The 13,620-nt window shown below is 45.4% G+C and carries 13 protein-coding genes and 1 tRNA gene; 3 read left to right on the top strand and 11 right to left on the bottom strand.

Annotated features, from left to right (window positions below; genetic code table 11):
• Positions 1 to 37: 37 nt before the first annotated feature.
• From HYW89_03800 to mnmA, 7 genes are all read right to left on the bottom strand, one after another.
• Positions 38 to 1,450: a hypothetical protein gene (locus HYW89_03800; protein ID QQG45094.1), complete on the bottom strand. Its 1,413-nt coding sequence runs from the start codon at positions 1,448 to 1,450 to the stop codon at positions 38 to 40.
• Entirely contained in the window at positions 1,434 to 2,576 is a 1,143-nt protein-coding gene (locus HYW89_03795) for a hypothetical protein (GenBank protein QQG45093.1), read from the bottom strand. Before HYW89_03795 ends, HYW89_03800 begins: the two co-directional genes overlap by 17 nt.
• A 184-nt stretch (positions 2,577 to 2,760) precedes the next feature.
• Positions 2,761 to 3,393, bottom strand: coding sequence for a hypothetical protein (locus HYW89_03790; GenBank protein QQG45092.1), 633 nt, complete (start codon positions 3,391 to 3,393; stop codon positions 2,761 to 2,763).
• Positions 3,394 to 3,464: 71 nt separating this feature from the next.
• A complete protein-coding gene (locus HYW89_03785; GenBank protein ID QQG45771.1) occupies positions 3,465 to 5,186 on the bottom strand; it encodes an alanine--tRNA ligase in 1,722 nt (573 codons plus the stop codon).
• Positions 5,187 to 5,348: 162 nt separating this feature from the next.
• Complete coding sequence (locus tag HYW89_03780; protein QQG45091.1) at positions 5,349 to 5,726, bottom strand: hypothetical protein; 378 nt, start codon at positions 5,724 to 5,726, stop codon at positions 5,349 to 5,351.
• Positions 5,727 to 5,992: 266 nt separating this feature from the next.
• Positions 5,993 to 7,246 (bottom strand): sigma-70 family RNA polymerase sigma factor, encoded by a 1,254-nt coding sequence (locus HYW89_03775; GenBank protein QQG45090.1) that lies wholly within the window; start codon positions 7,244 to 7,246, stop codon positions 5,993 to 5,995.
• Between the two features lie 182 nt (positions 7,247 to 7,428).
• Positions 7,429 to 8,556, bottom strand: coding sequence for a tRNA 2-thiouridine(34) synthase MnmA (gene mnmA, locus HYW89_03770; GenBank protein ID QQG45089.1), 1,128 nt, complete (start codon positions 8,554 to 8,556; stop codon positions 7,429 to 7,431).
• Between the two features lie 86 nt (positions 8,557 to 8,642).
• On the opposite strand from mnmA, the gene HYW89_03765 reads away from it, so the two are divergent.
• Entirely contained in the window at positions 8,643 to 9,332 is a 690-nt protein-coding gene (locus HYW89_03765) for a hypothetical protein (protein ID QQG45088.1), read from the top strand.
• Positions 9,333 to 9,565: 233 nt separating this feature from the next.
• Here HYW89_03765 and HYW89_03760 read toward each other — a convergent pair whose 3' ends face one another.
• The 4 genes from HYW89_03760 to HYW89_03745 form a co-directional block, all read right to left on the bottom strand.
• The gene (locus HYW89_03760) at positions 9,566 to 9,850 is read right to left on the bottom strand and encodes a hypothetical protein (GenBank protein QQG45779.1); all 285 of its coding nucleotides are present in this window, start codon (positions 9,848 to 9,850) and stop codon (positions 9,566 to 9,568) included.
• 156 nt (positions 9,851 to 10,006) lie between these two features.
• A complete protein-coding gene (locus HYW89_03755) occupies positions 10,007 to 10,282 on the bottom strand; it encodes a PQ-loop repeat-containing protein (protein QQG45087.1) in 276 nt (91 codons plus the stop codon).
• Between the two features lie 225 nt (positions 10,283 to 10,507).
• Positions 10,508 to 11,068, bottom strand: coding sequence for a hypothetical protein (locus HYW89_03750; protein QQG45086.1), 561 nt, complete (start codon positions 11,066 to 11,068; stop codon positions 10,508 to 10,510).
• Between the two features lie 278 nt (positions 11,069 to 11,346).
• Positions 11,347 to 11,418, bottom strand: a tRNA-Ile gene (locus HYW89_03745).
• A gap of 280 nt (positions 11,419 to 11,698) precedes the next feature.
• On the opposite strand from HYW89_03745, the gene pyrB reads away from it, so the two are divergent.
• Together pyrB and HYW89_03735 are read left to right on the top strand one after the other, a co-directional pair.
• Positions 11,699 to 12,634 (top strand): aspartate carbamoyltransferase, encoded by a 936-nt coding sequence (gene pyrB / locus HYW89_03740; GenBank protein QQG45085.1) that lies wholly within the window; start codon positions 11,699 to 11,701, stop codon positions 12,632 to 12,634.
• Positions 12,635 to 13,286: 652 nt separating this feature from the next.
• Positions 13,287 to 13,481 (top strand): hypothetical protein, encoded by a 195-nt coding sequence (locus tag HYW89_03735; protein ID QQG45084.1) that lies wholly within the window; start codon positions 13,287 to 13,289, stop codon positions 13,479 to 13,481.
• Positions 13,482 to 13,620 lie beyond the last annotated feature (139 nt).

The following is a 13,620-nucleotide window of genomic DNA, read 5'->3' as shown; positions in this document are numbered from 1 at the left end:
TCATAGCATAATTTATTTTAAAAGTCAATAGAACAACTTATGGTTCTTTTATAATCACTTTAATTTTATCAGTATCGCCCGGGGCCTTAAAAAGCCACGGTGGAAAGAAGGATACTGCAAAATCCGCAACCTCTTTTCTACCTTTCAGGATTTCCAAGATGGACCCCTCTTTTTTACTTTTAATCAGAGCGGCCAGTTCCTGCTGTTGGATAATCGGTACTGCCTTAAAACTTCCGCGCACTATAAGTTCACCTCTTTTTTTAACAAAGTCGGTTACCCTAACTTGATAGTTCAACTCTTCAGATTCTTCTATTGGTAGACGGCCCGCGTCTTCCTGCTTAAATCGTTCTTTAATAACGGCGGCAACGTCTTTTTCACGAAACACCAAAACCCTCCCCCTTGCTTCTGCTTCTATGGAGAAACGGTCACGCCGGGTTTTGGGACGCGGAGAATCTAAATTGGTAATCTGGATTTCACGAAGTCCTTCAATCAGTTTAAAATCCGGCGGGATTTTGCGGGCTATTTCTTGGCGTAATCCTTCATGCAGATTTTTGGTAACCGCTTCTTGGGCAAGCCTTAAATCGTCCTGCGAAACCACCCGCGCTTCTCCGCGAAAACCTCCCGAAAATCCGGAAGGGGCTGACGCGTAAAAACCGTCGTATTTGGCCGTACCCTTAAAGCCGGGAATTTTGAGTACGACTTCGGAGGGGGTATTGGAGTCATCGCCGGCTTTATCCGCAATCAACTCAGCCTCAATTGATTCTGGTATTATTTTACCTTCTTCTATTTTTGCACCCGGAATCACAATGTTCCGAGCGAGACGAAATAAAATACCGGAGTCGGTCATAAACCGGGTTGAGGCTACCAGTGTCTGCGGGGAAGAGCTGAAACGATTATAAATTTTTACCTTGCCCCGCGCCCGTTCTTCTATAAACTCTTTCCCTGTTGCCTCAAACTCTTCTGTTTCTTTTCTGGAAAACTCAAGAAACTGCGCCGGCACAACCCTTTGCTGCATAAGGGGACGAGAAAGAGAAGTATCTAAAGCCATTACTGTATCCGCAACAGTGATCTGGTCCAAACGGGGGTTTATCGTAACTGTCAGGCGCGCAAAAACGGTTGTGAGAAGAATAACTCCTGCCAAAACTGCTAAAAATCCGGCGCCAAGCCCCAGCCAAAGTAAACGCGAAGAAACGGCCCTGCGACCAGCAACCGGCGTATAATCGTAGTCGCCGCTGATTACCTCCTCTCCTCCGGCCGGCTCTGTAATAACGATGCCGTTCTCTTCGGCCGTCCCTGCAAAAGCTTCTTTACTTTTTACCTTTATTTCTTCGGCTTGGGGTTTTGGTGCGGCCGAAACCGAAATTTCTTTTTTGGGATACCCGGCTGAATGCACCATCCGCCTTCTTATGCCGTCCGTAATTTTCCGGTCTTTGTTAAAAAATTGGTTCATGGTGTAGAGAGTATATAATAAGTGAAGCCAAACCCGATTCCTCAACACCCCGTAAGAGTCCATTCATGGTGTTTCCCTGAAAAAGACCTTGCGCCTCAAAAATTTTAACACGGGGTGAGACGCTGTACGAAAACTGCTTTATCCACTCCGCATCTCTCAAAACCGCCTGAAGTTCCGGAAGCAATGCGCCCTTGCCCGTCAGAAAAATCTGTTCGGGTATAGGACCTAAGTGGTAAAAACCATCCAGCTCGTCCAGAAACATTTTCCTCCACAGGGAAACTTCCTCGCCCAGATGTTCCTGAAGTTTTTGACTTCGTCCCGCATCCAGCATCCTGCTGGCATACTGTCTTTTAACATCTTCTGCCTCCAAAAAAGAACTGTTGGTCACTTGGGATATTTTTCGCAAAAAGTGTCGTGCGCCCATGGGGAATACTGCTACACCAACGATTGTACCGTCTTGAATGTACAGAATTGTTGTTTCCTCGCCATCCACAACCACTGTTAAGGCCTCGGCAACATTTAAAGACCGTACGATAGCATATTCGTAGGCCAAAACTGCGGGAATAAACTCAATCGGCATGCCGCCCAGAATTTTTTTTGCATCAGCAAGCACCCTACCTACCTCGCCGGGAAAATAAAGAAGAAGCGTGCGAAACCATAAATCGTAGATACTAGCTGATTCTAAATCCGAAGGGTCCACCTTATAACCATTGTCAAAAAGCGCTACCGGGTGCGCTGTGAAATGACGCGTGCCCTCACGATTTTGCTCTATAAGATTTTGGAAATAACGACGAAGCATTTCGCGTGAGAGCGGGCCTTTTTCTGCAGGGCGAACGCTCCAAGTAAGAAGCCTGTGTTCTGCTATCTGCGGCCCAAGGGCCACTGTAATCTTTTGAGGAACCCTGCCAAGCTCCTTTACCATTACAAACAAAAACTCCCGCAATTTGGTAATAGTCCTTTCCTGACTGACCGCAACCGGAAGCTTAGCAACCATCTTTTTAAAAATCTGGGGTGGTTTTTCCCCACTGCCAGCCGCAAAAATAACCGCTTTTATGCTGTCCGAACCAACATCAATAACTGCCCTTGCGGGTGTTTTTGTTGTATGGGACAGCCCTAAGAAAGCCATGACTTCATTATACCTGTTTACCTATAAGCGTTCAAAACTCTAGAGCCCGTCTCAAAATACTTTTCGTCGCGAAATTGCGCAATTCCATCCGAGGCCAAGAGCGACGCGCAATAACTCTTGCACGACTCTACTGCTTAGAGCTTCCTAACATAAAAGGATGCATCGCTGCATCCCGGGACTATATTCAATCTCCTGCTCTTGAAGAGACCGCCAGATGTTGATCGTCAAGGGGGCGGTGACGGCCCGCTAGTTCGGAAAGGGCTTGAACCCGTTTTTCAAGATAACTAACTCTTTCCTGAAGTTTCGCGTTGGCATCACGAATATCAAGGTCAACCTCTGGACAAGAATGATTGGACCATTCCGCTAATTTTTCTTTTAAACCCTCTATTTCCCTTAAAAGAGCCTGAACCCTTAAAGCCTCTGCTTCTAGCCGGCGCACTTCCGGCCTGATACGACGCAGAAATCTATCTATCTCGCGCATGGCAGGAATCGTAAGACGAAGTTGCATCTCATTCAATATAGCGTCCAAAAATGATTTGGCGGGCATCGAAAGTTGAAAGTTCGTCGCCGCCACCATAACGCCCGAAAACAATTTTTTTGGGGGGGCAGGTGTTTTTAGTTCCGGAAGCTTGCCGCCCCTTGCCTCATACCGCTTTACATAACCCTTGATAGCATCACTCGAAACATCACGAAACTCTTTACACTTGGCTAGACCCTTAATCATTATCACCCTGTCAAAACCTTGCTCTTTAAGACGGGCAATCAACTCGTCCCGTTCCTTACACGCTTCACGCTTGATTCGTCCGGGTCTACCCACTATCCGCGGCCTCCTATTTAGATACATGGGACTTCTTAACCCGTAAAACCATTATAACACTTAGTGTTGTTTCAGTCAATGACGCCGCGGATGCGTCTTACGCCGAAACTGGAGGATTCCTCTTTGACTATTTTAAAATGACCAATTTCTCCGGTGTGCGTCACATGCGGCCCGCCGCAAAGTTCTTGCGAAAAAATTTCCTTATCGTCCCCAATAGTGTAAACTTTCACCCTTTCCGGATAATGCCCTTCGTAGAAAAAAAGCGCGCCGGATTTTTTAGCCTCTTCCAGAGACATTTCTTTTGCGCTCACCGGAAAATCTTTGGCAATAGCGTAATTCACCAGCTCTTCAATTTTTTTGAGCTCTTCGCCTGTAAGTTTTCTTGGAAAAAGAAAATCAAAACGCGTGCGCTCGGGAGTAATATCCGAACCGCGCTGCTCAACCGTATTTCCCAGCACCTTATGGAGCGCGGCGTTTAAGAGATGAGTGGCCGTATGAAGACGAGTAACGGTTTTCAGTTCCTCCTCGTTGCCTGCTTTTAATTCTCCGGTATCCAACAGTAACCCATGCCCGCCGAATTTTTTTTCCTGTCCGGCGCGGGAAATTTCCTGATGTTTTCTAAATTCTCCGTCAAAAGATTCATGCGAAAGTGTTTGGGCCCTCGCCCCGCCAAGCTCTTTGATAATTTCATAGGGCAGCCCGAAGGTCTCATATAAATTAAAAGCAATCGTGCCGTCTATGGTGTTTACTCTCTCTAATTCTTTTAGGCCGCGCTGTAGTGTACTCCCAAATTTCTGACGCTCTGCGTTAAATTCCTGCCGTATATTCTCATTTTCCCGCAAAAGCTCCGGATAAAATTCCCCATACTCATGTACTATGTCGTGAATAACCGCGTCAAAAACGTGCTGTGGAACTTTATAAATATGTTCATAGACAAGGGCTCTGCGCAGAAGACGCCGCAAAATATATCCGGCTTCTTTGTTGGAAGGACGCAAACCATCAGCAAGTAAAAAAGCAACGGCGCGCAGATGATCCGTCACGATACGTTTTATGCGTATTTCTAGATCGGCCGGAAGTAGTTCCATAAACGGCAGAAAAAGGTCGGTGTCAAAAACAGTGGACGCGTTTTGTATAACCTTCGCCGCGCGTTCCAACCCCCAACCAACATCAACCCCCTTATCTGCGAGCGGACTCAAACTGCCGTCTTGGGCGCAGTAGTATTCCATAAAAACAAGGGTTGCGACTTCCAAGTCGTCAACATAAACTTCGTTGGCGGCCCCACAAGGCCCTTCTGGTCCGGGCGGACCCCACACGTTTCCTTCGCGCCCGCCTTTTTTAATGCGCTTCTCGGGGATAAACCGTAACCAAGCATCATAAGACTCTTGGTCAAAAGGAATGGCATCATCACCCTCAAAAACTGATGCCCAAATACGTTCCGGAGAAATTTTTAAAACCGTCGTGAGAAACTCGTAGGTCCACTCAATGGTTTCTTTTTTAAAATAGTCGCCGAAAGAGAAATGCCCCAGCATTTCAAAAAAAGTAAGATGCGACTCATCCCCCACTTCGTCTATGTCGGAGGTGCGGAATGACTTTTGAATAGAGGCGGTGCGTCTTGTACCAAAATCATGCACTGGGTCTGCTTTACCTAAAAAATAGGGCTTGAACTGCTGCATGCCGGCGGTGGTAAGCAAAACCGACGGGTCACCGGGAATAAGCGAAGATGAAGGTACTACGGCGTGTCCTCTTTGTTTAAAGAAGTTGAGAAATTTATCTCTTATTTCTTTTGATGTGATCATGGGTTATCTTTGTTGTCTTCTCCGCCAGAGGCGGATCCGCCCTTGGTGGAGGCGGAAAAAAATATTAAAAACTTTCTCCTGATTTCCTGCGACTCCATAAAGCTATTAAAGCAAATTTTCCTAAAAATCAAAAGCCCCGCAAAACGAGGCTTAAATACCTTACGGTTTTGTAACTTCAAAACTGGAGGAAGAACCGGAAAATGTAATTTTGGAATTTACCGTCCCCTCCGGAATTGAAAATATCATTTCATTTATTACTTTTCTGCGACTACTTACCAGAGATACCCGCCATTTGCTAGGAACTGGTAAATCAATAAAATATGTTTTGCCACCCTCATCGGTAGTTGCAAAAATCGGCGGCGCCATTTTTCCGTTCTCGCCGACGCGCTCTAAAGTAACAATCATATTGCTAAAACCAACCACCTCAACAGTCAAGATAGTTTTTGGAGGATAGAAATATTTAAAAGCGTGAAGAGATCCAACAACCCCCAAAGCCAAAACTACTAGAGTAAGTAGTGTCCCATGAGTAAAACGCATTTTCTTCTCCTTTTTCTATACGAAAAATTTCAACTAACCCCTGTAAGGATACCATAAAATGATTTATTCGTCAATTAACCCGCACTAAAATCCGCTTCAAACTACTTCTTTCGCGGTGTATATCTCGCGGTGTCGCCTACGGCTCCGTCCCTGCCAGCATAAACCTATTATCAAAATTAGTGCGGGGTTCTCATTTTTGTTTCCAAATTTTCTACGCCTCGGTTTGAAAATTTGGACAAAAATGGAAAAAGACCGATTGCTCGGTCTTAATTTCTATGGGCTGTGGACCCAAAGACTTTTCCGTTTACACCACTTTGTGCCGGCCTAAGATTTATCCTCATAAGCTGTTTGGCATATATGCTAAGTTTACGAAGCGTCCTCTCCTCGATCTGTCTTACCCGCTCCCGGGAAACACCCAAAATCTTGCCAACTTCATCAAGAGTGTGAGGACGCTCCACACCATCAACCCCAAAACGCAAACGTATGACTTCGGCCATACGTTCATAAAAACCATCGCGTCCTTCAAGCCGCGTTAACATTTTCGCCGTAAATTCTTTGGCTGCAACCTGATCTTCGGGAGAGGCGATCGATTCGTCCTCAAACAAATCAGACAACTTAGTGACTCTTTCTTCTCCCTCTTTCCCCAACTCACGATCAAGCGATAAGAGACTGTTTTCGTGTATAAAGAAGGAAGGAATAAGACCGGATAAACTTCGGTCTTTAACCCCACGATCGGAGGCCCGGACAAAAGCACGAAGCTTTTCTTCATCTGGTAGGCGTCCGTACTTACCCAGCAAAGAACGCTGAAGCTTCCGTAAATGCGTAAAGTTGCTCTGTACGTAAGCCGGAAGACGGATTAACCGTCCCTGATTTTCAATGCCCCTTCTGATGCCTTGTTCTATCCAAGGCGTGGCATAGGTTGAAAATTTAAACCCCATAGAGGCATCAAATTTGGCTGCAGCCCTCATAAGACCGGTGTTGCCTTCTTGAATCAAGTCACCCAAAGTAAGCCCGGGAGACCTATACCCACGCGCAATAGAAACCACCAACCGCAAGTTGGCCTCTACCAACCTGTTCCTCGCCGAAAGGGCTTGAGCTTCAAAGGCATTAATTTTTTTAAAGATACTTCTTAACTTCCGATGAGAGATGCCGACTTCTTTTTCGAGACGTTGTTTCTCGCGCCTTAAAGCGCTGCGTTTTTGGCCCGGAGACAAAGAGGCGCTTTCTTCTACCAGCCGTTCCATCTTTTGGAGACGCCGATGTAACTTCTTTACAAGACGCGGCAGGTCACCCGTTGAAACCCCTACGTTATTTTTTGTTTCGGTAATAAGGGGAATATGCCGAATCAGCCGCCAAATACTGCGCCTGGCTTTTTCGATCTCCTCACTCAACTCCTTTTCTGCTTCCCGACCCTTGAGCATCGGTATTAGTCCGATTTCATCTAGGTAGCGGCCGACATCATCTCTGGGGTCAGAGTACTCTTTGCGTGTTTCTTCCTGATTATAGCTATCAAGGTTCACGGTCTATCCTCCTTGGGACGTCAGACTTCCCTTGAGAAGTCAGACTTCCCGTGGACTTTGAGAACATTTTAAACTAAAACAGCAAAAAGTTCAAGGGGTCGCTTCAAAAAATTATTAAAGCTTGCCGCAACCGACTAGGGATACTCAAGCAGAAATAAGTAGCCCCACGTGTTTACGCAGGGCTACTGTATTACACCTCCTCCCCATAGTTCGATAAGACCTCCCTTGGCAAGCTGATAAAAAACTGCTGACTGTCCGGGTGCAATACCGGTATCGGGGTCATCAAGAATAACTTCAAGCATCTGGTTATCTGATTCTGTAACTTTACAGGACAGCATTTTACCGGGAGTGCGAATTTTAACCAGCGCGCGCTGCGGAAGTTTGGGAACTTCGGGAACAACCCAATTGACATCCGATACAGAAAACTTACGCTCTCCCTCCGGCAAAATCTTGAAATAAAGATTCATGACTTTAGGGTCTTTGGCTACTACATAAATGGGGAACCTATGACTGATCCCCAAACCACTTCTCTGCCCAATGGTCGCAGAAAAGAATTTAGACGCGGGCAGTGTTCCAAGCTCAACTTCCTGGCCCTTGTCAATCAATATCGCTCGCGCGGGACCAAACTTCTCATTCCGTTCCTCGGCTGCCCACTCCAACGCCTCGTCAATAGGAAGCTGGCCTACCATGCAAACGCCCCGTGTTCCACGCTTATCAGCAATAGGCAGAGCAAGACTTCTGGCCATCTCTCTAACGCGGTTCTTTGCAAGTTCACCAATGGGGAAAAGGCAGGTCTTAAGAATATCTCGGGGAACTGCATAAAGAAAATAGGACTGATCTTTGTTTGTGTCCGATGCCGCGTAAAACCGATCTCCTATCCTCCGGATGTAGTGTCCGGTTGCAATAAAATCAGCGCCGTATTCTTCTTTAAGCTGCCCAAGCAGAGGAAACTTTACAAACTGGTTGCACCAAATATCAGGATTGGGTGTTTTGCCGGAAAAGTAAGAGGCGAGAAACGGCTCATAAACACTGCGCCGATAAAGTTCCGATCCCTCGCTAACGACCGAAAAATCAATGCCGAGCTTCAAAGCAATCAGGCGCGCATCCCGCATATCCTGCTCCTCCGGACACTCTATACCGGGAAGAGCATACCCCTTTATGTAGCGTGCAATCACTTCAAAACCGGCGTCTTTTAAAAGGGCTGCGGCCACCGCCGAATCAACCCCGCCGGAAAGACCTAGAATGACTCTTGAAGAACCACTCTTGGGCATAATTATATCCTTTCTGTTTGTATCTAAATTATACGACATTTTTATAGAAATTACAAATTTTTACGGCTGTTATTGACTTTTTACATTAAACTTGATATACTTAATTTAAACTGGGGGAGGATAATATGCTGAAACTAGATGTGTTTGATCGGGGTATGGCTCGTATCCTAACAATAGGTAGAGCCACAATGCAGATACAAAGAGAAATCCACAACATGACCCCGGAGCAGGCTCTAGCCTGTTTAAGTCTAATCGTAGCCCATGGAAAGAAATCGTTAATAGTCTCGCTGAAGAAAGACGGTTTATCCGCAGAGATGGCTGACCTGTTTACTACAGAGCTACAATCCCGTGTGAATAAAGACACCCTGTTTTCTGACCCGCACTTTGAGTTTGCTCTTCGTTTGGCTACGACCGAAAGTATTCTGGACACGGCGGTGCGCGAGGGTCCCCTAAAAGGTATGGACTGGCAGGATCTTTTCCTTATGCAGCTTTTGGATATTTTCCCCAAAGAGTTCGCCAAACGACTTTTTACTCATGAGCTAAGGAGGATTGAGGAAGACAAAACAAATGGTCGCAACCCCGTACCAACAAACGAAACACACAAGCAGTGGTTACAAGAGGTGATGGATGCTGCTGTTGGGCCAGTGGTAACCAGTCCATATCGTAAGACCGATCACAAGGGTACTGATTCATGGATGGTGGCCTGTCCTAAATGTCAGACTGAAAAGCGGTGTTTTGCTAAAACCAAACGCTTCCAGTGCAAAAACAGGAAGTGCGACTTTGATCAGCCGTACCCATTCCAGCCCGCTTCGTAAGGCGGGCTTTACCTTTTTGCAGCTGTACCAGACTTAGTCTAGCACACGTCTAACTTATTAAAACAAAACCCGTCTCTCAACGAGAGGTTCTTACCGTTTTAAGTCAAAATACTCCGGGAAATAGTTATTTCCCGCGCCTCCTCGGCGCGGCCCTGGGCATTTTTACGGCCTCGACACGTCCCGACTGGTCGGGACAGGCTCGGCCTAAAATGCCCGAAGAAATAGAAGCAGTTCTATTTCTTCCCCAGTATCCTGAACATTTTTGTGCCGCAGACAGTACAAAATCCAGTCATTGCCCGACGCTGACCCCCTTTTCCGGGCATAGAAACCTCTTTCTCGTCCTTCATCATGCGCTTGGAGCGACACTTTACACAATAAGCTTCAGTTGCCATTTTTGTATAAATTTTGATATCTAAGCCAATATTGCAAGCCGCCTCGACCAATAAAATAGTTGGCGCCCTGCTTTTGCTCTTGTCCCAAGCCAAGCCTTCAACACGAAGAAGTTTAGCTTGGGACAAGGCATTACATTAGATTTAGCTTATTTTAGCTTAATTTACGAGAAAAGGCAAGCCCCGTTAGAGATTTAGTTATCCACAGCGCCTTTGAATAATACTCACCTGTAATTTTGGTGATCTTTGTTATCAGGGTAGAAACCTTATCTCTAACGGGGTTATTCACAGTGATTGGCTTGGACGTTTTCTGTAAACTATCGCAAGCAGCGTAATCGTTGCCACGAAAATAAAGCTAAGTGTTTGAAATACGATAAAAACCCCGTCTTTGGTTGAAAAGGCGTGAATAAGTATGAAAACAGTACCCACAAGCCATGTAAGCCACGCTGTAATGCTTATTCCTTCGGCATTTTTGGTTTTCCAGATCTTAACAATCTGGGGAATATAGGCACTGGTAACCAAAATGATGCCGATAAACCCTAGAAACCCTAACAAGGTCATACGATGAATTGGGCTTGAATTTCATGGGTGGCACTGCTTGCCTTCCGTAGCTTGAGCGAAGGAGGACAAACCGCCCATAAAATGGCCTCTGGTTTTGAACGAAACTAACTGATTGCTCTTGCCGTTTGCGGGACGACAGAACCGAAACTGAACGCTCGGGCGCGGCGGAAAACGCGGCACTTAGTGGTGTGGTTAATTATTAACCTTTCTTTGTATTTGGTAGATCTATCCATTAAAAGTTTCAGCCGCTTCCACATACATTTTACGTTCTTGTATTTCAATTCTTCTCATTGCCTCAATATAATCAATAAGTTTCTCTTTTCTCTCTCCCTTCTCGATTGTGTCTTTGAATTTGCCTACGCTTATGGCACGCTCTCCGGTTAAGTACTGCTCTCCGGTACCGAACGTGCCTTTAAATATACCAACAGTAACAAATTTATATTCTCCTTTTCTCGGATAATAAGCGCGACTAAACGGTGGATTCGATTCCACCCTGATTGGTGAAGAGTCTTTGAATATTTTATTAGTAATGAATTCCGGCGTGGCATTTTTATAGCTTGCTGTATAGTATCCTATTGTATATCTCGGTGCTTCTTCGTGGTAATCTTTAGGGGCACTGTCTGCTGTAAATAAAGTAAAAATTTTTCTATGTATATGCACAGATACGCCGCCCTCTATATTATCGGCATCTTCCTCCTTTAGGTAAAAACCTGGCGATAATTCTATACCGTATTCGGAGCTTATTTGCTCTTGTTCAAGAGTTTGTTCTGGTGGTACTTCGTTCATAATTTTTTGTTTTAATCCGTTTATCGACCTTTTTTCGCCTAAAATTCTTTGCCTTTTTCTAAAACTGGGTGTGGTGGGAATCGAACCTACGGCCTCTGTCTTACTGTGCCCCGTACCAAAACTTGGGTTCTAATGGGTGTGCCAGGGATCGAACCTGGGACCTCTATCTTATCAGGATAGCGTTCTACTTCACCCCGCCACCTCTGGTGGGCGTACATGGGATCGAACCATGGACCTCGTCATTATCAGCTTGTCCCCCACTTATTGCGGACTAAAAATGGGTGTGGAAGGAATCGGACCTTCTACCACTTCATTATCAGTGAAGTGCTCTACCAATGAGCTACACACCCGAAATACTGTCCGAAATAAGTGGGGGATGACGCGCTGTTTTACCTTCTCGGCAAAACCCCGGGAAATTCTTTACGTTCGCACTGCTTCGCAGGCTCACTAAATTTCCCGCGAAAGACGGATTGTCTTTCGCCCACTGAGCTATACGCCCAGAGGTGGCGGGGCAAGCTGAACTACACAATCCTAAATAGGCGACTGATCGTGTATAAACAATTTTAAGCAAAAAATATAATTTTGACAACTACCCCTTGCGGCTATTTTTTGTTAGCATAAAAAGAAACTATGGCTCATCACCAATTAAAACATGTACTAAGCACAAAGCAATTTCTAAACAAGCGGCTTCTGGCAAATCTTTTTCGGACCGCAGACGAACTGGCAAGAAAAGATAAAACAGGAAGATTACATAAAATTCTTACCGGCAAAATTTTAGCCAGTGTATTTTACGAACCAAGTACGCGCACACGTTTTTCGTTTGAAGCCGCTATGTTAAAACTTGGCGGTACCGTAATAACTACCGAAAGCGCCTCTCATTTTTCATCAGTGATTAAAGGAGAGTCCCTACCCGACACTATTAAAATAATAAGCGGCTACGTAGATGTGATTGTACTAAGACACCATGAGGAGGGTTCGGCCCAAATAGCTGCCGAGGCATCCTCGGTGCCAATTATTAATGCTGGTGACGGTTCGGGAGAACATCCCACCCAAGCCTTATTGGATCTCTACACTCTTAAAAAAGAACTGGGAAGAACCGATAAACTTAAAATAGCTCTTATCGGCGATCTCTTATACGGAAGAACTATTCATTCTTTGCTAAACTTATTGATGCTATATAAAAATACTAAAATCTATCTTGTCTCGCCTCCCCAGTTACGACTCCCCGCAAAATACAAAAGTCAATTAAAACAAAATGGGATTTATTTTGAAGAAACTAGTGATTTATATAAAAATTTAGATGAGATGGACGTTTTATATGTAACCCGTATACAAAAAGAGCGGTTTGGAAATCTTAGGCAATACGAAAAACTAAAAGGCTCCTACGTAATCAATAAAGTAGCACTAAAAAGATTAAAGAGACACGCTATAATCATGCACCCCTTGCCCCGAGTGAAGGAAGTCGCCGCTGAAGTTGATGACGACCCAAGAGCAGCTTACTTCAGACAGGCGCGAAATGGCCTTTATATACGTATGGCGCTTCTTGATTTAATTATTAAAAAGTAGCCAGCAAATGCTGGTTTTTACTTTAAAAACTCGTATTTCAAATGCCGCGTGGTATTACGCGGCATTTGAAACTTATTATCCTTCCAGCTGTTCTCCTCCTATGCTCGCGGGGCGAGCTTCAGAGGACTCTTCCGTAGTCCCGTTCTTATGGCGAGGCCAAAAGAGCGGGACGAAGAAGAGCGACTCCCCGATGCTGTCGGGAACGCAGAGTCTCCATTTGAAGTTAGAGACCAGCACTTATCCCACTCTTTGTGCTTTCGCGCAAAGGGCGGGACCGACCTAGAATTCGTGTTTCTTTCGAAACACAAGAAAATTCCTAAAAGAATTGTTCCATCCACAGCTTCCGCTACGGATGCCTTGTTACGCAACAGTTTCCTTTATCACTAAAGGTGTCGGACTATATCTTCACCGAGCACACAATTTGTACTACTTCGTTTTGCGCGAAGCGCAGTACAAATTGTGTGCTCGGGCCAACGTATTATAGAGAATTGCTTGGGAAGTCAGACTTCCCTTGAATCCCCTATCTGGTCTGTTGAGCAGACCAAGTCTCTACGGACTTCCGAGCACATATTTTTGGAGTCAAGGTTGTGCTTGACAAAATATAACATATACTGTATAATGGTAATATACATGGAAGAGGAAGGAGGTTACCATGCAATACGAAGTCAAGCTCATCCGAGCTGAAGACGTAACGCCGGACGGCCTCGCGGAGAAAACTGGCAAATGGATCAAGGTACTCGCCAAAACATGCGGCGAGCCCGTATCCATGACAGCCGTCTCTCCCATCGAGGGTCGTCTCGGACAGATGTTAACCCTTCACACGATGGTTCTGTTCAAGTCAGAATAGCTGACTTGAAAACCACCATCGCAAAGAATACTCACGGTTGCCTTGTGCGATCGTGATTTTGATTTTCTCCAAAAATATGTGCTCGGTTGCCTCGGTATTGTCCCGTTTTCAACGGGAGTTCACCGATATTAGTTGGATT

This window comes from Candidatus Sungiibacteriota bacterium (assembly GCA_016432465.1).
Lineage (GTDB): Bacteria > Patescibacteriota > Minisyncoccia > Sungbacterales > HO2-52-23.
This window is presented reverse-complemented; position numbering and strand designations above follow the sequence as displayed.